Origin of the sequence: Caldimonas sp. (assembly GCF_046291045.1) — a bacterium.
Lineage (GTDB): Bacteria > Pseudomonadota > Gammaproteobacteria > Burkholderiales > Burkholderiaceae_C > Caldimonas.
In genome coordinates this window covers 21,178-40,851 of the sequence record NZ_JBKBSL010000027.1, presented here as the reverse complement: position 1 = coordinate 40,851, position 19,674 = coordinate 21,178, and the positions used below count along the sequence as shown (strand labels likewise).

At 69.1% G+C, this 19,674-nt stretch carries 12 protein-coding genes; 5 read left to right on the top strand and 7 right to left on the bottom strand.

The genetic code is table 11. The features are described 5' to 3' along the window. Positions 1-123: 123 nt before the first annotated feature. Both ACK4ZD_RS11000 and purL read right to left on the bottom strand, forming a co-directional pair. Positions 124-837 (bottom strand): DUF1624 domain-containing protein, encoded by a 714-nt coding sequence (locus tag ACK4ZD_RS11000; RefSeq protein WP_409661731.1) that lies wholly within the window; start codon positions 835-837, stop codon positions 124-126. Then, entirely contained in the window at positions 825-4,811 is a 3,987-nt protein-coding gene (purL, locus tag ACK4ZD_RS10995; protein WP_409661728.1) for a phosphoribosylformylglycinamidine synthase, read from the bottom strand. The genes ACK4ZD_RS11000 and purL overlap by 13 nt, the downstream gene beginning before the upstream one ends. A gap of 122 nt (positions 4,812-4,933) precedes the next feature. Between purL and map the strand changes: the two genes are divergently transcribed. The 3 genes from map to ACK4ZD_RS10980 are packed head-to-tail and all read left to right on the top strand — an operon-like array spanning position 4,934 to position 8,965. After that, positions 4,934-5,743, top strand: a complete 810-nt coding sequence (gene map, locus ACK4ZD_RS10990) for a type I methionyl aminopeptidase (RefSeq protein WP_409661725.1) — start codon at positions 4,934-4,936, stop codon at positions 5,741-5,743. A gap of 14 nt (positions 5,744-5,757) precedes the next feature. After that, positions 5,758-8,388 (top strand): [protein-PII] uridylyltransferase, encoded by a 2,631-nt coding sequence (locus ACK4ZD_RS10985; RefSeq protein WP_409661722.1) that lies wholly within the window; start codon positions 5,758-5,760, stop codon positions 8,386-8,388. Continuing rightward, entirely contained in the window at positions 8,372-8,965 is a 594-nt protein-coding gene (locus ACK4ZD_RS10980; RefSeq protein ID WP_409661719.1) for a mechanosensitive ion channel domain-containing protein, read from the top strand. Before ACK4ZD_RS10985 ends, ACK4ZD_RS10980 begins: the two co-directional genes overlap by 17 nt. A gap of 11 nt (positions 8,966-8,976) precedes the next feature. On the opposite strand, the gene rocD is transcribed toward ACK4ZD_RS10980, so the two are convergent. Next, positions 8,977-10,233, bottom strand: coding sequence for an ornithine--oxo-acid transaminase (gene rocD, locus ACK4ZD_RS10975; RefSeq protein WP_409661716.1), 1,257 nt, complete (start codon positions 10,231-10,233; stop codon positions 8,977-8,979). Positions 10,234-10,360: 127 nt separating this feature from the next. Here rocD and ACK4ZD_RS10970 point away from each other — a divergent pair, with 127 nt between their 5' ends. Continuing rightward, complete coding sequence (locus ACK4ZD_RS10970) at positions 10,361-10,846, top strand: Lrp/AsnC family transcriptional regulator (protein WP_409661713.1); 486 nt, start codon at positions 10,361-10,363, stop codon at positions 10,844-10,846. Here ACK4ZD_RS10970 and def read toward each other — a convergent pair whose 3' ends face one another. Both def and ligA read right to left on the bottom strand, forming a co-directional pair. Then, positions 10,847-11,383: a peptide deformylase gene (def, locus tag ACK4ZD_RS10965; RefSeq protein WP_409661710.1), complete on the bottom strand. Its 537-nt coding sequence runs from the start codon at positions 11,381-11,383 to the stop codon at positions 10,847-10,849. A gap of 1 nt (position 11,384) precedes the next feature. Further along, positions 11,385-13,469, bottom strand: coding sequence for an NAD-dependent DNA ligase LigA (ligA, locus tag ACK4ZD_RS10960; RefSeq protein WP_409661707.1), 2,085 nt, complete (start codon positions 13,467-13,469; stop codon positions 11,385-11,387). 83 nt (positions 13,470-13,552) lie between these two features. Here ligA and gorA point away from each other — a divergent pair, with 83 nt between their 5' ends. Further along, positions 13,553-14,932 (top strand): glutathione-disulfide reductase, encoded by a 1,380-nt coding sequence (gene gorA / locus ACK4ZD_RS10955; RefSeq protein WP_409661704.1) that lies wholly within the window; start codon positions 13,553-13,555, stop codon positions 14,930-14,932. On the opposite strand, the gene ACK4ZD_RS10950 is transcribed toward gorA, so the two are convergent. Beyond that, a complete protein-coding gene (locus tag ACK4ZD_RS10950) occupies positions 14,925-15,977 on the bottom strand; it encodes a cell division protein FtsZ (protein ID WP_409661702.1) in 1,053 nt (350 codons plus the stop codon). The genes gorA and ACK4ZD_RS10950 overlap by 8 nt on opposite strands. Positions 15,978-15,982: 5 nt before the next feature. Then, complete coding sequence (gene smc / locus ACK4ZD_RS10945) at positions 15,983-19,498, bottom strand: chromosome segregation protein SMC (RefSeq protein ID WP_409661699.1); 3,516 nt, start codon at positions 19,496-19,498, stop codon at positions 15,983-15,985. Positions 19,499-19,674 lie beyond the last annotated feature (176 nt).

The following is a 19,674-nucleotide window of genomic DNA, read 5'->3' as shown; positions in this document are numbered from 1 at the left end:
CGACCGCCTGGGAGTCCCACGATTCTCCTGACCTCAACTTCTCGAACCGCCCGGTGCGGCCCCGCATGCCGGGTGGTGTGGGAGGGGCCCGATCAGCGATGATCGGCCCCTATCCCGATGGGCTCAGCGCGACAGCCAGACGAGGGCCGCCAGGGCCCCGATGAACACCGGCTGGTGCAGCATGTAAAAGCTCAGGCTCCACCGCCCCAGCCACGCCAGGGGCGCCAAGGCCCGCGGCACGCCGCCGGCGAGCCAGCCGGGCCGCTGCGCGAGCACCCATTGCCCGGCGGCCAGGCCCCACCACATCACGCCCAGCCAGGGCAGCAGCGGCACGTAGTCCTCGGTGACCGGCTTGCGGGTGATGAGGCCCAGCCAGTTCGTCCATCGCGTGTCGAAAAACGGGTGCTGCACGAACTGCGGCAGCACGATCGCGGCCAGGCCCAGCGGCCACAGCCAGCGTCCCCAGCCGGCGGTCAGCCGCGTGACGATGAGCATCACTGCGATCCCGTGGAGCACCCCGAAATAGATGAAGCTGCGCGGGAACATCAGGTACGAGCCGATGCTCACCAGCACCGCGCAGCCGGCCACCTGGGCCCAGCGCCGCCAGAAGCGCGGCCAGCCCTGCCCCTGCTGCCAGGCCACCGCCTGGCCCAGGCCCGCGCAGAAGAGGAACAGCGACACGATGGCCGTGCGCTGTGTCGTCCAGAACGGGTCGTTGTAGAAGTTCTCGCGGATGAATCCGAAGAGGTTGAGGTCGTAGCAGAAGTGGTAGGCCGCCATCCAGACGATGGCGGCTGCCCGCAGGGCATCCAGCCGCTCGAACCTCAGCCCACCCATCGACGCGCGTTGCGGAACATCCGCATCCAGGGGCTGAAGGCCGCCGGGTCGCCCGAGGTCCAGCTCATCTGGATGTTGCGGAACACCCGCTCCGGGTGCGGCATCAGTGCCGTGAAGCGCCCGTCCGCGGTGGTGACGGCCGTCAGGCCGCCCGGGCTGCCATTGGGGTTGGCCGGGTAAGCCTCGGTGGGCCGGCCCTGGCTGTCGACGAAGCGCATCGCCGCGTGCACGGCCTTGGCATCGCCACGCCGGGAGAAGTCGGCATAGCCTTCCCCATGCGCCACCGCGATGGGCAGCAGGCTGCCGGCCATGCCGGTGAAGAAGACCGAGGGGCTGTCGAGCACCTCGACCTGGCTCAGGCGGGCCTCGAACTGTTCGCTGCGGTTGCGCGTGAAGCGCGGCCAGGCCGCCGTGCCCGGGATGAGGGGCGACAGGGCCGCCATCATCTGGCAGCCGTTGCACACGCCCAAGGCGAAGCTGTCGGTGCGCTGGAAGAAGGCGGCGAACTGCTCGGCCAGCCGAGGGTTGAAGAGGATCGAGCGGGCCCAGCCCTCGCCGGCCCCCAGGGTGTCGCCGTAGCTGAAGCCGCCACAGGCCACCAGGCCCTGGAACTGGTCCAGCCGAGCGCGGCCGGACTGCAGATCGCTCATGTGCACGTCGTAGGTGTCGAAGCCCGCCTGGTCCATGGCGTAGCTCATCTCGACGTGCGAGTTGACGCCCTGCTCGCGCAGGATCGCCACCTTGGGGCGCGCGAGGTTCAGGAAGGGCGCGGCCACGTCCTCGGCCGGGTCGAAACTCGGCTTGACCTGCAGCCCGGCATCGGCCGGGTCGCCCGCCGCATCGTGCTCGGCTTGCGCGCAGGCCGGGTTGTCGCGCAGCATCGCGATGCGCCAGCTCACCTCGTCCCAGGCCTGGTGCAGGTCGCGCAGCGGTGCGGAGAAGACCGACTTCGCGTCGCGCCAGACCTCCACGGTGCCGCGGTCGTTGGGCTTGCCGATCACATGGCTGTGGCGCGACAGGCCATGGCGGCGCAGCACGGCGATGGCCTCGTCGCGCCGGGCCGTGGGCACCTGCAGCACCGCGCCCAGCTCTTCGCTGAAGAGCGCGCGCAGCGTGAGCTCGTTGCGACGCTCGCTGACCTGCTGGGCCCAGTTCTTGGAGTCGCCATAGTCGGCCCGGCTGTCGCCGATGCCGTCGCTTTCGGTCACCAGCAGGTCCACGTTCAGGCTCACGCCGCGGTGGCCGGCAAAGGCCATCTCGCACACCGTCGCCCACAGGCCGCCGTCGCTGCGGTCATGGTAGGCCAGCAGCCATCCCTGGGCGCGCAGTTCGTTGACGGCGGCCACCAGGGACTTCAGCAGCGCCGGGTCGTCCAGGTCGGGCACCTCGCCGCCAAAGCCGCCCAGGGCCTGCGCCAGGATGGAGCCGCCCAGGCGGTGGTGGCCCTGGCCCAGATCCACCAGCAGCAGCGTCGTGTCGCCCCCCTGCAACTGGGGCGTGAGGGTGCCGCGCACATCATCGAGCGTGACGAAGGCCGAGACGATCAGCGAGACCGGCGCCGTCACCTGCTTGTCCACACCGCCGTCACGCCAGCGCGTGCGCATCGACAGGGAATCCTTGCCCACGGGCACGCTGATGCCCAACGCCGGACACAGCTCCATGCCCACGGCCTTCACGGTGTCGTACAGCGCCGCGTCCTCGCCGGGTTCGCCGCAGGCGGCCATCCAGTTGCACGACAGCTTGACCCGCGCCAGGTCGATCGGGGCGGCCAACAGGTTGGTGATCGCCTCGGCCACCGCCATGCGGCCCGAGGCGGGGGCGTCCACCGCGGCCAGCGGGGTGCGTTCGCCCATGCTCATGGCCTCGCCGCGAAAGCCCGTGTAGTCGGCCAGGGTCACGGCGCAGTCGGCCACCGGCACCTGCCAGGGGCCCACCATCTGGTCGCGGTGGCTCATGCCGCCCACGGTGCGGTCGCCGATGGTGATCAGGAAGCGCTTGCTGGCCACCGTGGGGTGGCGCAGCACGTCGAAGGCGGCCTGCTGCAGGCTCACGCCGGTCAGGTCCAGCGGCGGCGAGTGCCGGGCGACGCGCTGCACGTCGCGGTGCATCCGGGGCGGCTTGCCCAGCAGCACCTCCATGGGCATGTCGATGGCCCGCTCCCCGCCGGGGCCGTCTTCCAGCACCAGGGCCTTGTCGCTGGAGGCCACGCCCACCACGGCAAAAGGGCAGCGTTCCCGCTCGCACATGGCCTCGAACAGCGGCAGGCCCTCAGGGGCCACCGCCAGGACGTAACGCTCCTGGCTTTCGTTGCACCAGATCTCCTTGGGCGCCAGGCCGCTCTCCTCCAGCGGCACCTTGCGCAGGTCGAAGGTGGCGCCCACGCCGGCACCGTCCACCAGCTCGGGGAAGGCGTTGGAGATGCCCCCCGCTCCCACGTCGTGGATGGCCAGGATGGGGTTCTTCTCACCCAGACCGAAGCAATGGTTGATGACCTCCTGCGCACGGCGCTGGATCTCGGGGTTGCCGCGCTGCACCGAATCGAAGTCGAGTTCGGCTGCATTCACCCCGGCGGCCATCGAACTGGCCGCTCCCCCGCCCATGCCGATGCGCATCCCCGGGCCGCCGAGCTGGATCAGCAGGGTGCCCGCACCGAAGGGCAGCTTGTGGGTCTGTCCCTCGCGGATGCGTCCCAGGCCCCCGGCGATCATGATCGGCTTGTGGTAACCGCGGCGCACGCCGTCCACATCCTGCTCGTAGACGCGGAAGTAGCCGCCCAGGTTGGGTCGGCCGAACTCGTTGTTGAAGGCCGCGCCGCCCAGCGGGCCTTCGATCATGATCTGCAGGGCGCTGGCGATGTGGGCGGGCTTGCCGTAGGGGGCACGTTCCCAGGGTTCATCCGTGCCGGGCAGGTGCAGATTGGACACCGAAAAGCCCGTCAGGCCCGCCTTGGGTTGGGCCCCTCGGCCGGTGGCGCCTTCGTCGCGGATCTCGCCGCCTGCGCCGGTGGAGGCCCCCGGGAAGGGCGAGATGGCCGTGGGGTGGTTGTGGGTCTCCACCTTCATCAGCACGTGAGCCACCTCGTCGTGGGCCGCATAGCGCGGCGCGTTGGTGTAGCCCTGGGGGCGCCAGGCTCTCACCGGGCCGCCTTCCATCACCGCGGCGTTGTCGGCATAGGCCACGACGGTGTACTGGGGCGCGAGCTGGTGGGTGTTGCGGATCATCGCGAACATCGAGCGTTCCTGGGGCTGCCCGTCGATCGTGAAGTTCGCGTTGAAGATCTTGTGGCGGCAGTGCTCGCTGTTGGCCTGGGCGAACATCATCAGTTCGACGTCGCTCGGGTTGCGCTGCAGGCCGCGGAAGGCCTCGACCAGGTAGTCGATCTCGTCGTCGGACAGCGCCAGGCCGAAGTCCCGGTTGGCGGCTTCCAGCGCCTTGCGGCCCTGGCCCAGCACGTCCACGTGCTCCATGGGCTTGCCGGGCTGCTCGTCGAAGAGGTGGGCGCAGGCCTCGCGTTCGAAGGCCACGCTTTCGGTCATCCGGTCGTGCAGCTCGGCGGCCAGGGCCTGCAGGGTGGCCGCCTCCAGCGGCTTGGGGCCGCGCAGCAGGCCGCCCTGGAGCTTCAGCCGGTACTCGGTCACCCGCTCGATGCGCTTGACGGCCAGGCCGCAGTTGTGGGCGATGTCCGTGGCCTTGGAGGCCCAGGGCGAGACGGTGCCCAGACGGGGCATCACCACCACGAGCGCTGCGTCCGAGGCGGCGGTGTAGGGGTCTCCGTAGTCGAGCAGGGCTGCCAGCTTGTCCTGTGCTGCTCGCCCCAGGGGGGCTTCGCACCACACCCAGTGCACGTGACGGGCGCTCACGCCCACGATCTGCGCCGCGATCGCCTGCAGGCGCGGCAGCAGGGCCTGGGCCCGGAAGGCGGACAGGGCATTGCCGCCCTCGAAGTGCAGGAGGTGTTTGGCAGAGGCAGTCACGTGGGGGAACTCGTGCGGGTGGAGCGGCCGCCCGGTCCGCTGGATCGGCGGATGACACCGGACGCAAAACCGGGATTTTACCGGGGCGCCCGGCCCGGGGATGGGCCTGAGATAATCCGGCCATGAGCATCACCATCAAGACGCCCGAAGACCTCGAAGGCATGCGCGTGGCCGGCCGCCTGGCCTCGGAGGTGCTGGACTACCTCACGCCGCACGTCAAGCCCGGCGTCACGACGGCCCATCTCGACAAGCTGGCCCTGGACTACATCGAGAACGTCCAGGGAGCCACGTCGGCCACGGTGGGCTACCAGCCTCCCGGCTACCCGCCCTTCCCTTCGGCAATCTGCACCTCGGTCAATCACCAGGTCTGCCACGGCATCCCCAACGACCGCCCCTTGAAGAGCGGCGACATCGTCAACATCGACGTCACCGTGATCAAGGATGGCTGGCATGGCGACACCAGCCGCATGTTCATCGTCGGCGAAGGGTCGATCGCCGCCCGGCGGCTGTGCCAGATCACTTACGAAGCCATGTGGCGCGGCATCGCCAAGGTCAGGCCGGGCGCCCGGCTGGGCGACATCGGCCATGCGATCCAGACCTTCGTCGAGAATGCGGGCTATTCGGTGGTGCGCGAGTTCTGCGGTCACGGCATCGGCCGCAAGTTCCACGAGGAGCCGCAGGTGCTGCACTACGGTCGCCCGGGCACGCTGGACGAACTGGTGCCGGGCATGGTCTTCACGATCGAGCCCATGGTCAACGCCGGGCGGCGCGAGATCCGGGAAATGCCCGACGGCTGGACCATCGTGACGCGCGATCGCTCGCTGTCGGCCCAATGGGAGCACACCGTGGCCGTCACCGACACCGGCTACGAGATCCTCACGCTGTCGGCGGGCTACCCGCCCCTGCCCGACTTCATCCGCGCCAACGCCTGAGACCGGGAGTCTGCATGGCCGTTGCGAGCACAGCGCCCCCAGGGGCGCACTCCCAGGACGGCGCGGCCCGCGTGGCCGACCTGCGCACGCAGTTCCGACAGGGCAAGCAGGCCCTGCTCCAGGCCTTCCGCGACGGCCGTCCCACCACCTCGGCGGCCACCCGACTGGTGCGCGAGCTGTGCCGCCATGTGGACCAGACCTTGACCGGCCTGTGGACCCATGCCTACCTGCCCCAAGGGGCCGCCCTGGTCGCCGTGGGAGGCTACGGGCGAGGTGAGCTCTACCCCTATTCCGACGTGGACGTGCTGGTGCTGCTGCCCGACGAGCCGGGCACGGGCATCCAGGACAATGCGGCCTGGAAGTCCAGCATCGAGGGTTTCATCACTGCCTGCTGGGACATCGGCCTGGAGATCGGCTCCAGCGTGCGCAGCGTGCAGGACTGCCTGGACGAGGCCGCGCGCGACGTGACCGTGCAGACGGCCTTGCTCGAGTCGCGCCTGCTGTGCGGCTCGCGCAGCCTGTTCCAGCGCTTCCGCAAGGCCTTCGACACGCGCATGGACGCGCGCGCCTTCCTGCGCGCCAAGACGCTGGAGATGCGTCAGCGTCACCAGAAGTACGAGGACACGCCCTATTCGCTGGAGCCCAACTGCAAGGAAAGTCCCGGCGGCCTGCGTGACCTGCAGGTGGTCATGTGGGTGGCCAAGGCGGCCGGGCTGGGCAGGACCTGGCCGGCCCTGGCCGCCAGCGGGCTGATGACCCCCTTCGAGCTCAAGCAGGTGCAGCGCAACGAGGCTTTGCTGCGCCTGATCCGCGCCCGGCTGCACGTGGTGGCCGGCCGACGCGAGGACCGCCTGGTGTTCGACCTGCAGACCGCGGTGGCCGAAAGCTTCGGCTACCGGCCCACCAAGGCCCGGCGCGCCTCCGAGGCCTTGATGCACCGCTACTACTGGGCGGCCAAGGCGGTGGCCCAGCTCAACCTGATCCTGATGCTCAACATCGAGGAGCGCATCCTGGGCTCGCAGAACACGCCCATGCGCCCCATCGACGAGCACTTCCTGGACCGCGGCGGCATGCTCGAGGTGGTCAGCGACGATCTCTACGAGCGCGACCGTCATGCCATCTTGCGCACCTTCCTGGTCTACCAGCGCACCCCGGGCATCAAGGGTCTGTCGGCGCGCACGCTGCGCGCGCTGTACAACGCCCGCGAGCTGATGGACGCCGAGTTCCGTCGCGACCCGGTCAACCGCGCCACCTTCATGCAGATCCTGCAGCAGCCGCTGGGCCAGACCCATGTGCTGCGGCTGATGAACCAGACCTCGGTGCTGGGGCGCTACCTCTGGGTGTTCCGGCGCATCGTCGGCCGCATGCAGCACGACCTCTTCCACGTCTACACCGTGGACCAGCACATCCTGATGGTGCTGCGCAACGTGAGGCGTTTCTTCATCCCCGAGCATGCGCACGAATACCCCTTCTGCTCGCAGTTGGCCTCGCAGTTCGACCGGCCCTACGTGCTGTACGTGGCCGCCCTCTTCCACGACGTGGCCAAGGGCCGCGGCGGCGACCACTCCGACCTGGGCGCCGTCGAGGTGCGGCGCTTCTGCCGCGACCATGGCGTCCCGAAGGAGGACGCGCGGCTCATCGAGTTCCTGGTGCAGCACCACCTGACGATGTCGCGCGTGGCCCAGAAGGAGGACCTGAGCGACCCCGAGGTGATCACCGGCTTTGCCCGGCTCGTTCAGACCGAGCGCCGGCTCACTGCGCTGTACCTGCTGACCGTGGCCGACATCCGCGGCACCAGCCCGAAGGTGTGGAACGGCTGGAAGGGCAAGCTGCTCGAAGACCTCTACCGCCTGACCCTGCGCACCCTGGGCGGCGCGCAGCCCAACCTGGCTGCCGAGATCGAGACCCGCAAGCAGGAAGCCCTGCAGATGCTGGCGCTGTATTCGATGCTGCCCGGGGTGCAGGAACCGCTGTGGCAGACCCTGGAGCTGAGCTATTTCGCCCGCCACGAGGCCGCCGACATCGCCTGGCATGCCCGCTCCTTGTGGCGCCACGTGGATGCCGGCTACCCGGTGGTCAAGGCCCGGCCGTCGGCCGCGGGCGAAGGGCTGCAGGTGGTGGTCTACGCTCCCGACCAGGACGACCTCTTCGCGCGCATCTGCGGCTACTTCGACAGTGCCGGCTTCAACATCCTGGACGCGCGCATCCACACCACGCGCACCGGCTACGCGCTGGACACCTTCCAGGTGATCGCCCCCAGCCTCGACCTGCACCACCGCGACCTGATCTCGCTGGTGGAAAACCAGCTCCATCAGGCCCTGACCCGCGGCGGGCCGCTGCCCGAGCCCAGCCGCGGGCGGTTGTCGCGGCGGGTGAAGTCCTTCCCCGTGCAGCCGCGTGTGCTGCTGCGCCCGGACGAGCGGGCCCAGCGCTGGCTGCTCACCGTCTCGGCGAGCGACCGCTCGGGCCTGCTGTATTCCATCGCCCGGGTGTTGGCCAAGTACCGCATCAACCTGCAACTGGCCAAGGTCACCACGCTGGGCGAACGGGTCGAGGACACCTTCCTGATCGACGGACCGGCGCTGCAGCAGTCCAAGGTGCAACTTTCCATGGAGTCGGACCTGCTCGATGCGCTGGCTGGCTGAGCTGAAGACGCAATTGCCGGAATGGATCCTGGAGTGGCTGGACCTCATCATCCCGGCCAGCCAGGTGCTCCTGATCCTGGTGGCCGCCTATCTGCTGCGTGCCGCGCTGCGGCTGGTGATCAAGCGCGTGTGCTCGCACTACCAGTTGCCCGCCGAGGTGCACATGGGCGCGCGGCGCGTGCTGGGTTTCCTCGTCTACGCCGCGGCCATCCTGCTGATCCTGGAGCGGCTGGGCGTCTCGGGCAGCGTGCTGTGGACGGCCTTCACCGGCTTTGCCGCCGTGGCGGCGGTGGCCTTCTTCGCCGCCTGGAGCGTGCTGTCGAACATTTTCTGCACGATTCTGATCTTCGGCACCCGGCTGTTCCGCCTGCACGACCACATCGAAGTGCTGGAAAGCGGCGACAAGCCCGGTCTCAAGGGAGTGGTGATCGACATCAACGTCGTGTACACCACGCTGTTGGAAGACCAGGGCACGAAGCTGCAGGTGCCCAACAACCTGTTCTTCCAGCGCGTGGTGCGCCGGGGCCGGCCGTCCGACGCGCCCGACGGCCTGGCCTCGGGCGACCTCGATGATTGAGCCCGAACGTCTCAGGCGGCCTTGCGACCCGGCTGCGGCCGCAGGGCCTGGACCGCGACCAGCGCGCGTCCAAAGGCGGCCACGGCCTCGTCCAACTGGGCGGCACTCACCGTGAGCGGCGGTGCGAAGCGCACCACGGTGTCGTGCGTGTCCTTGCTCAGCACGCCCTCGCGCATCAAGGCCTCGCAGACGCTGCGGGCATGCGCGAAGTCGCGGTCGATCTCCACCCCGACCAGCAGGCCCCTTCCGCGCACCTCCCGGACGGCCGGATGACGCAGGGCCCGCAGCCCCTGCATCAGGCGCTCGCCCAGATGCAAGGCCCGCTCACACAGCCCCTCGCGCTCGAGCAGTTCCAGCGCGGCCAAGCCCACCGTCGCACCCAGCGGGTTGCCACCGAAGGTGCTGCCATGGTCACCGGGGCGGAAGACTCCCATCACCTCCTCGCGTGCGCAGAAGGCCGACACCGGCAACAGCCCCCCGCCCAGGGCCTTGCCCAGCGTGATGCCGTCGGGCACCACGTCCTCGTGCTGGCAGGCCAGCATCCGCCCGGTGCGGCCCAGGCCGGTCTGCACCTCGTCGCAGATGAGCAGCACCCGATGCCGGGTGCACAGCTCGCGCGCCGCCCGCAGGTAGCCCGCGGGCGGCACAATGATGCCCGCCTCCCCCTGGATGGGCTCGACCAGGAAGGCCACGGTCTGCGGGGTGATGGCACGCTCCAACGCGGCGACGTCGCCATACGGGACCGAGACGAAACCGGGAGCGAAGGGGCCGAAGCCGTCCCGGTACTGCGGCTCGCTGGAGAAGCCCACGATCGTGGTCGTGCGTCCGGCGAAGTTGCCTTCGGCCACGAGGATGCGGGCTTGCCCTTCGGGCACGCCCTTGACCTTGTAGCCCCACTTGCGGGCCGCCTTGATCGCGGTCTCGACGGCCTCGGCGCCTGTGTTCATCGGCAAGGCACGGTCCATGCCGGTGTCGCGGCACAGCCGAGCCAGGAAGGGTCCGAGGCGGTCGGTGTGGAAGGCCCGCGAGGTGACGGCCAGGCGGGCGGCTTGCTCGGTCAGGGCCTGCACGAGCGCCGGATGACTGTGCCCGAAGCTGACGGCCGAGTAGGCCGACATCATGTCGAGGTAACGCCGCCCCTGATCATCCCAGAGAAAGACGCCCTCGCCGCGCACCAGAGTGACTGGCAGGGGGTGGTAGTTGCGCGCACCAAAGCGCTCTTCCAGTTCGCGTGGGCTGGCGGTGAATTCGGCTTGACGCAAGGACATGCTGGCTCCAGGCTTGAAACGATGACCGACGCTGTCACTCTAGGCGCCTTGCAAGGAAATTTGATTTCCAATCGTTGTGTAGATAGCCAACATGACACAATAATGTTTCATCACTGGAGGTGATTTCATGCAGCCGATCCGCCCAAGCGGCCTGGACGCCATCGACCGGCGCCTCCTGGAGGTGCTGCAGGCCGAGGGCCGCATCAGCAATGTCGATCTGGCCTCGCGGGTGCATCTGTCGGCGCCGCAGTGCCTGCGCCGCGTGCGCTCGCTCGAGGAGCGCGGCGTGATCCGCGGCTACGCGGCACAGGTGGACCGCGAGGCCCTGGGCCTGGCGGTGATGGCCTTTGTGGGCCTGAGCATCGACCGCGAGCAGTTCACCCGCGTGCGCGAGCTGGAGAAGGTGTTCCAGGACTTCCCCGAGGTGATCGAGTGCCACTCGGTGTCGGGCGATCACGACTACCTGCTCAAGGTGGTGGCACCCGACCTGCGGACGCTGTCGCAGTTCCTCACCGACCGGCTGATGCAAGTGCCCGGTGTGGACAACGTGCGTTCCACCATCTGCCTGGAAGAGATCAAACCGCCGTCGGCGATGCCGGTGGCCGGAGGATGATCAGTCGTCAGCGCTGGCGTCCAGGCCGGGAAAGAGCACCGAGGTAAAGCCGAAGCGGGTGAAGTCACGCACGCGCATCGGGTAGAGCTTGCCGATCAGGTGGTCGCATTCATGCTGCACCACCCGGGCGTGGAAGCCCTCGGCCTCGCGCTCGATGCGCCGGCCCTGCACGTCAAAGCCGCTGTAGCGGATGCGCGCAAAGCGCGGCACCACGCCGCGCAGGCCGGGCACCGACAGGCAGCCTTCCCAGCCTTCTTCCTCCTCGTCGCCCAGCGGCTCGATCTGCGGGTTGATCAGCACGGTCTCGGGCACGGGCGGTGCCTCGGGGTAGCGCTCGTTGCGGGCAAAGCCGAAGATCACCACGGCCAGGTCCACGCCGATCTGGGGGGCGGCCAGCCCGGCGCCGTTGGCAGCACGCATGGTGTCGAAGAGATCCTGCACCAGCGCGTGCAGGGCGGGGGTGTCGAATTCGCGCACGGGTTGGGCCACTCGCAGCAGCCGAGGGTCGCCCATCTTCAGGATCTCGCGCACCGCCATCTCACATCTCTCCTTGCGCCAGCAGGGCCTTCAGGCCCGCCTCGTCCAGCACCGGCACGCCCAGTTCCTCGGCCTTGGCCAGCTTGCTGCCAGCCTCGGCGCCGGCCACCACGTAATGGGTCTTCTTGCTCACCGAGCCGGCCACCTTCCCGCCGGCGGCCTCGATCAGTGCTTTGGCCTCGTCCCGGCTCATCGTGGGCAAGGTGCCGGTCAGCACCAAGGTTTTGCCCAGCAGTGGCCGCGGCGCATCGCTGGCCGTGCCCTCGCCTTCAGGCCAGTGCACGCCCGCAGCGCGCAGCTGCTCGACCACCTCGCGGTTGTGCGGCTGGTCGAAGAAGGTGCGGATGCTCTGGGCCACCACCGGGCCGACGTCGTTGACCTCCAGCAGTTCTTCCACGCGGGCGTCCATGATGCGGTCCAGGCTGCCGAAGTGGCGCGCCAGGTCCTTGGCCGTGGCCTCGCCGACGTGACGGATGCCCAGCGCGAAGAGGAAGCGCGGCAGCGTGGTCTGCTTGGATTTCTCCAGGGCCTCGACCAGGTTGCGGGCGCTCTTGTCGCCCATCCGGTCCAAGGCCGCGAGTTGGGCCACGCCCAACGTGTAGAGCTCGGGCAGGGTGCGGATGAGGCCGCCATCGACGAGCTGATCGACGAGCTTGTCGCCCAGACCCTCGATGTCCATGGCCCGGCGCTGGGCGAAATGCAGCAGCGCCTGCTTGCGTTGGGCCGCGCAGTACAGCCCGCCGCTGCAGCGCCAGTCCACCTCGCCCTCCTCGCGGACGATCGCACTGCCACACACCGGACAGCGGCCTGCCAGGCGCTGGTACAGGTCGAAGGGCTCGCCGGCATCGGGCGGCCGGCGTTCCGGGACGACGGCCACCACCTCGGGAATCACGTCTCCGGCGCGGCGCACGATCACCGTGTCGCCGATGCGCACGTCCTTGCGGCGGGTTTCGTCTTCGTTGTGCAGTGTGGCGTTGGTCACGGTGACGCCGCCTACGAAGACCGGCGCGAGCTTGGCCACCGGCGTGAGCTTGCCGGTGCGGCCCACCTGGATGTCGATGTCGAGCACCGTGGTCATCTGCTCTTGCGCCGGGTACTTGTGTGCCACGGCCCAGCGGGGCTCGCGGGTGACGAAGCCGAGCTGCCTTTGTAGGTCCAGGCGGTTCACCTTGTAGACCACCCCATCGATGTCGAAAGGCAGTGCATCGCGTTGCTCGCCGATGCGCCGGTGAAAGTTGATCAGGCCCTGCGCTCCCCGCACCACCTCGCGCTGCGGGCTGACCGGCAGACCGAAGCCTATGAAGGCGTCGAGCACGCCGGACTGCGTGTCGGGCTGCGCGGCCCAGCCGACCACCTCGCCCCAGCCGTAGGCGAAGAAGCTCAGGGGCCGCCGGGCGGTGATCGCCGGGTCGAGCTGCCGCACCGCCCCCGCCGCAGCGTTGCGCGGGTTGACGAAGGTCTTCTCGCCCAGCTCACGCTGGCGCGCGTTGAGCCGCTCGAAATCATCGCGGCGCATGTAGACCTCGCCCCGCACTTCCAGCACCTCGGGTACCGACCCGCGCAGGCGCAACGGAATCTGGCGGATCGTGCGGATGTTCTGGGTCACGTCTTCGCCCACCTCGCCGTCGCCCCGCGTGGCGGCACGCACCAGCACACCGCCCTCGTAGCGCAGGCTGATGGCCAGACCGTCGAACTTCAGTTCGGCCTGGTACTCGACGGGCGGGTCGGCCTCGGTGAGCTTGAGTTCACGCCGCACGCGGGCGTCGAAGTTGGCCGCACCCGTGGGTTCGGTGTCGGTTTCGGTGCGGATGGACAGCATGGGCACCGCGTGCCGCACCGGCTCGAAGCCTTCGAGCACCCGGCCCAGCACACGTTGGGTCGGCGAGTCAGGAGTCAGCAGCTCGGGATGCGCGGCCTCCAGGGCCTGCAGTTCCTGGAACATCCGGTCGTACTCGGCATCCGGGATCTGAGGGGCATCCAACACATAGTACAGGTGGGCATGGTGGTGCAGTTGCTCGCGCAACCACGCGGCACGCCGGACCGGGTCGGTGCTGGGGGCCGGGTCGAACAAGGAAGGCTGGTTCATGGTACGGCATTGTCCCGCAGGGCGCACGCCCTCGCCACGGGGACGCTAAGCTTGTGCGTGGTGCCGCCGACTGGACTTCCGCCATGACCGAGCATTTCGATTTCGACCTCCTCACCGTGGGTGCCGGCTCGGGTGGCGTGGCGGCTTCGCGCCGGGCTGCGGCCCACGGCGCCAAGGTTGGCATCGTGGAAGCCTCGCGCGTGGGCGGCACCTGTGTGATCCGAGGCTGTGTGCCGAAAAAGCTGCTGATGTATGCGGCACAGTACGGCGATGCCTTGCGCGAGGCGGTTGAATACGGTTGGGTGCTGCCCGAAGGGGCCGTGCGCTTCGACATGGCCCGCTGGGCCGCGCGCAAGGCGGCCGAGATCGATCGCCTCGAAGGCGTGTACCGCCAGTTGCTGGCCGACTCCGGCGTGACCCTCTTCGAAGGTAGGGCCCGTGTGCTGGGCCCGCACACGGTGCGAGTGGGTGCGCAGACACTGCGCGCGCGCCGGCTGCTGATCGCCACCGGGGCCTCGCCGGTACGCGACAGCATCGAGGGCATCGCCGGTTGCCCCACCTCCGACGAGCTGCTCGACCTGCGCGAGCTGCCTGCGGACGCGACGGTGATCGGCGCAGGCTATATCGCGCTGGAGTTCGCCAGCATGCTGGCCCGCCTGGGGGTCGCCGTGCGGCTGGTCCACCGGGCCGATCTGCCGCTGCGGGGCTTCGATGAGGATGTGCGGCGCCGCCTGGCTGGGGCCCTGGACCTGGCGGGCATCGAGCGGGTCTCGGGCCAGGGCGTGAAGGCCGTGCGTGGGGGCCCGGGCCGCTGGGAGGTGGTGCTGGACGATGGCCGCAGCTTCGTGGCCAGTTTCGTGCTCAACGCCACAGGCCGCCGGCCCAACACGGCCGATCTGGGCTTGGAGACGCTGGGCATCGTCCTGGGCAAGCATGGGGCCATCCCGGTCGACGAGCGGCTGCAGACCGCGGCCGAGGGGGTCTATGCCATCGGCGACGTGACCGACCGGCTCAACCTCACGCCGGTGGCCATCGCCCAGGGGCGGGCACTGGCCGATGCGCTCTTCGGCCCTGCCCATCGGTTTCCCGACCTGCGTCTGGCCGCCACGGCCGTGTTCACTTTGCCGCCGGTGGGCGCGATCGGCCTCACCGAAGAGGCGATGCGACGGCGCCGCGAGCCCTACCGTGTGTTCGAGGCCGACTTTCGCCCGATGCGCCAGGCTTTCTTCGCAGGTGCCGAGCGCTGCTACATGAAGTTGCTGGTCGACGCTGCGTCCGACCGCGTGATGGGCGTGCACATGCTGGGCGCCGATGCCCCAGAGATCGTGCAGAGCCTGGCCGTGGCGCTGAGTTGCGCGGCCACCAAAGACCAGTTCGACCGGACCTTGGCCGTGCATCCCACCGCCGCCGAGGAATTCGTGCTGATGCGCCAACCCGCGCGTGTGGTGGAGGACTTCAGCTGAACAAGCGGCGCGCCGCCGCCGAGCCTGCCGGCAGACCACGCGCTTCCAGCGTCGCGTAAAGCTGCTCGAGCTCGCGGCCGATGGCTGCGAACGCCTGGGGGCTCAGCGGCTGGCCGGCATCGTCCACTACCGCGGCCTCCATGCCCAGCGCCAGGGCCTGCGCGCTGGCCTGCCAGGCCTGGAAGGGGGCCTCGCCGGCGCTCGTCTGAGGCACGTCGAAGGCCAGGCTCACATCGCGCACCGCTGCCCGGCTGGGGTCTTCGGCGAAGGCGGCTTGGGCGTCGAACTGCAGCGTCAGCATGGCCGGGGCGCCTTCTTGGCTGCCAGGCAGCACCAAGCGGCCCGGCACAGCCCCGGAGACGAAGCCATGGCGCGCCGCATGCTGCTGGATGTAGGCCACCGACCACGCCGCTCCACGGGCGACCAGTCGGCAGGCGAGCTGGGCGTCGTGCTGGCTGGCGAACTGGTCGAGCTCTCGGGCTCGCGCGACCACGTCGAGCATGTCGGGAAACTCTGCCGTCGCACCGATCGCGTCGGCAAAGGCCTGCACCTTCTGCACGAACTCGGAGTACTCGATTTCGTTGAGCGCGCCGGTGCGGTTGGCCAGTTGAACACCGGCTTGAAACTCTCGGTAGGTCTGGCCAGCCTGGGGAGGCTCCCATTCGGAGGTGGCGTCGTTCAGCCCCTCGATGAAGAAAGGTTTGCTGCCGGCACGCCGGGTGGCCGGCAAGTGGTTCATCACGCTCTCGCCGGTGAAGCGCAGCTCCACGACCAGCGGCACGATGGCGTCGATCAAAGGGTCCAGGCGCGGCCCGAGAGGGCGCCGCGCGGGGGCGGGGGCCAGCGCGGGCTCCAACGCGTCGGCAAGCGGCGGTTCGAAGTCTTCGAACCGAAGCACGGGCTCTTCGAAACGTTGGGGCGCCGCCTCGCGGCGGGGGGAGGCCCGGCGCACCCCAGCCCGGCGGGCCTGCCAGGCCCCATGGGCCACCACCGCGGCGACGACGAGCACGCCCAGAACGAGCAAGGCCAGCTGCAGGCTGCCCATGATGCTCAGGCCGCCTCGGCCATGCCCACGGCCGCTTCCATGTCCACGGCCACGATGCGTGAGACGCCCTGCTCCTGCATCGTCACGCCGATGAGCTGCTCGGCCATCTCCATCGCGATCTTGTTGTGCGAGATGAACAGGAACTGGGTGTCCTTGGACATCGCGGTCACCAGCTTGGCGTAGCGCTCTGTATTGGCATCGTCCAGCGGGGCGTCGACTTCGTCGAGCAGGCAAAAAGGTGCCGGGTTGAGCTGGAAGATCGCAAACACGAGCGCGATGGCCGTCAGCGCTTTCTCGCCACCGGACAGGAGATGGATCGTGCTGTTCTTCTTGCCCGGCGGCTGGGCCATCACCTGCACACCGGCATCGAGGATCTCGTCGCCGGTCATGACCAGCTTCGCGGTGCCGCCACCGAACAGGCTTGGGAACATCTTGCCGAAGTGCTCATTGACGAAGTCGAAGGTCTTCTTCAGCAGCTCGCGGGTTTCCATGTCGATCTTGTGGATCGCATCTTCGAGCGTCTTGATCGCGTCGGTCAGGTCGGCGTTTTGGGCATCCAGGAAGGTCTTGCGCTCGCGCGCGGCAGTGAGCTCGTCCAGGGCCGCAAGGTTCACCGCCCCCAGGGCATTGATCTCGCGGTTGATGCGATCGATCTCGCCTTGCAGGCCGTGGAGCCGCACCCCGCCTTCCTCGATCGTGCGCGCCAGGGCCTCGAGATCGACCTCGGCCTGGGTGAGCTGCTCGAGGAATTGGGCACCGCCCAGCGACGCGGCTTGTTCCTCGAGCTGCAATTTGGTGATGCGCTCGCGCAGCGGGTCGAGGCTGCGCTCGAACTCCAGGCGCTGCTCGTCGGCCCGGCGCAGGCGCATCGACAAGTCATCGTACTGGCTGCGCTTGGCCGCCAGGGCCGCTTCGCGTTCCATCTTGAGCGCCAGCGCCTCCTGCAGGCCGGCCTGGGCCGCAGCGTCGTTGAAGCCGTCGAGCTCGGCCTGCAACTGCTCGGCCGAGCGCTCGTTGGCCTGGATCTGCTGCACCGCCGTCTCGATGGAGCGCTGCAGCTCCCCGCGGCGAGAGGCCAGGGCGCGGGCCGAGAACTGCGACTCCTGGGCCTCGCGTTCGAGCGAACGCAGTTGTTCGCGCGCCTGGTTGAGCTTGCGCTCGGCCTCGATCACGGCTTCCTCGAGCTCGGCGTGGCGCTCCTGCTCATTGGCCAGCCGCATGTCGAGTTCCTCGAAGCGCGCTTCGCCGGCGGCTCTGCGTTCGGCCAGTTCCTCGAGCTGCGCGTCGATCTCGGCCAGTTCCTCCTCGATCTGGCCGCGCCGGCTGCTGGTCTGCTCGGCCTGCTGCGTCAGGCGCAGCAACTCCACCTGGAGCTGATGGGCACGTGCCTGCAGCTCGGCCGCCTCGCGGCGGGCCGTGACCAGACGCTGGGACGCCTCGGTGTACGCCGCCTCGGCGCGCACCAAGGCCGAGCGCGCCTCGTCTGCGATCAGGGCTTGGGCGCGCACCTGACGCTCCAAGTTCTCGATCTCCTGGGCGCGCGCAAGCATGCCAGCTTGCTCGGAATCTGGGGCGTAGAACGCCACCGCGAACTGCGACACCGCATGGCCCTCGCGGGTCATGATCACCTCGCCATGGGTGAGCTTGTCGCGCTGGGCCAGGGCTTCGTCGATGGATCCAGCGGTATAGACCCCTTCCAGCCAGTCGTTCAGCAGGGCCTTCAGCCCGGCGTCGTGCAGGCGCAGCAGGTCGGACAGGCGCGGCAGCGTGTGGTGGGTGTTGCTGATGGCGGCCGAGGGCAGCGTGTAGAAGGCCAGCTTGGCCGGAGGCGCATCGCCCGCGAAAGCCCGCACGGTCTCGACGCGCCCCACCTCCAGCGCGTTGAGCCGCTCGCGCAGCGCCGACTCCAGGGCCGTCTCCCAACCCGGCTCGATGTGCACCTTGGTCCATAGGCCCTGCAGCCCGTCCAGGCCGTGCTTGGCCAGCCAGGGCTTGAGCTTGCCTTCGGTCTGCACCTTCTCCTGCAGCGCCCGCAAGGCTTCCAGCCGAGCCGCCAGGTCGGCCTGCCGGGCCGATTCGACATTGACCCGCTCTTGTTGAGCGCGCCGATCCTCGTCCAGGCGTGGCACCAGCTCAGTCAGCTCGTGCAGGCGCTCGTCGGCCACGGCCTGCTCTTGGGCGGCCTGCTCGTGCTGGCGTTGCAGTTCGCCCAGCCGGGCCTCGTCAGGGGCGGCCAGGCCCTTGGCTTCGGCGGCCAGGCGCTCGCGCCGCGTCTGCAACTGCCGGCCTTGCTCGTCCAGATTGCGCGATTCCACCGCGAGCAACTGGATCTGCTGCTGCACGCCGGAGACGGCGTTGCGTTGCTCGTTGGCCCGAGCGACGGCGGCGCGTACCGCGTCCTCCAGGGCCGGGAGGTTGGCGGCCTCCTCCTCGGCCTGGGCGGCCAGGACCTCGGCCTGCTCCTGCGCCATCGCGATCTGCTCGGCGATCGTCTCGAGTTCGCTTTCGGCCTGGGCGCGACGCTCGGCCCACTGGCCGCTGTGCGCTTTCAGCTCGATCAATCGTTGCTCGACGCGCTGGCGCCCCTCTACGACATAGCGGATGCGCTCCTCCAGCCGGCTCACTTCGAGACTGGCCTCGGCCAGCGCGCCCTGCGCGGCGTGCAGCTCGTCGCTGGCTGCGTAATGCGCCTGGCGGATGGTCTCCAACTCGGCCTCGACGTGGCGCAGCTCGGCCAGCCTCGCCTCCAGGGCGTTGGTGGCTTCCAGCACTTCGCGGTGCACGCGCTCTTGCTCGGCGGCCGCATCTCGGTGCTTGAGGAACCAGAGTTGATGCAGCTTGAGCGTGCCCTGCTCCTGCAGGCTGCGGTAGCGCGAGGCCACCTCGGCCTGCTGTTCCAGGCGCTCGAGGTTATGGCCCAGCTCGCGCAGGATGTCCTCCACCCGCGTGAGGTTCTCGCGCGTGTCCTTCAGACGGTTCTCGGTCTCGCGGCGGCGCTCCTTGTACTTGGACACACCGGCGGCCTCCTCGAGGAACATGCGCAGTTCCTCCGGGCGCGATTCGATGATGCGACTGATCGTGCCCTGGCCGATGATCGCGTAGGCCCGCGGCCCCAGGCCCGTCCCGAGGAAGACGTCCTGGACATCGCGACGGCGCACCGGCTGCCCGTTGATGAAATAGCTCGACGTCCCGTCGCGCGTGAGCACGCGTCGCACCGAGATCTCGGTGAACTGGTTCCACTGCCCGCCGGCGCGCGCGTCGGAGTTGTCGAACACCAGTTCGACACTGGCCCGGCTGGCAGGTTTGCGGGTGCCCGAGCCGTTGAAGATCACGTCCTGCATCGACTCGCCGCGCAGCTCCGAGGCCTTGGACTCGCCCAGCACCCAGCGCACCGCATCCATGATGTTGGACTTGCCGCAGCCGTTGGGCCCCACCACGCCGACGAGTTGCCCGGGCAACTGGAAGTGCGTGGGCTCCGCGAAGGACTTGAAGCCGGACAGCTTGATCGAGTTCAGGCGCATGGGCAGCTTGGGGCACCGCGCCGGGTCGCCATCGGCGACCTCGCGCTAAGTCGTTGATTCGTATGAAAAAACCGAGCCGACAGCCGGTTCCCGGGAAGCGCGGATGATACCATCCGCCCCCTGCTGCCCCACCCGTGGGCGACCCTTCGTTTCCAACCCTCACACAGCCATGGCCA

Bases quoted from the DNA above. Each gene is read 5' to 3' on its own strand.
- ACK4ZD_RS11000 (WP_409661731.1), bottom strand. From the start codon at position 837: ATGGGTGGGCTGAGGTTCGAGCGGCTGGATGCCCTGCGGGCAGCCGCC.
- map (WP_409661725.1), top strand. From the start codon at position 4,934: ATGAGCATCACCATCAAGACGCCCGAAGACCTCGAAGGCATGCGCGTG.
- ACK4ZD_RS10985 (WP_409661722.1), top strand. From the start codon at position 5,758: ATGGCCGTTGCGAGCACAGCGCCCCCAGGGGCGCACTCCCAGGACGGC.
- ACK4ZD_RS10980 (WP_409661719.1), top strand. From the start codon at position 8,372: ATGCGCTGGCTGGCTGAGCTGAAGACGCAATTGCCGGAATGGATCCTG.
- rocD (WP_409661716.1), bottom strand. From the start codon at position 10,233: ATGTCCTTGCGTCAAGCCGAATTCACCGCCAGCCCACGCGAACTGGAA.
- ACK4ZD_RS10970 (WP_409661713.1), top strand. From the start codon at position 10,361: ATGCAGCCGATCCGCCCAAGCGGCCTGGACGCCATCGACCGGCGCCTC.
- def (WP_409661710.1), bottom strand. From the start codon at position 11,383: ATGGCGGTGCGCGAGATCCTGAAGATGGGCGACCCTCGGCTGCTGCGA.
- ligA (WP_409661707.1), bottom strand. From the start codon at position 13,469: ATGAACCAGCCTTCCTTGTTCGACCCGGCCCCCAGCACCGACCCGGTC.
- gorA (WP_409661704.1), top strand. From the start codon at position 13,553: ATGACCGAGCATTTCGATTTCGACCTCCTCACCGTGGGTGCCGGCTCG.
- ACK4ZD_RS10950 (WP_409661702.1), bottom strand. From the start codon at position 15,977: ATGGGCAGCCTGCAGCTGGCCTTGCTCGTTCTGGGCGTGCTCGTCGTC.
- smc (WP_409661699.1), bottom strand. From the start codon at position 19,498: ATGCGCCTGAACTCGATCAAGCTGTCCGGCTTCAAGTCCTTCGCGGAG.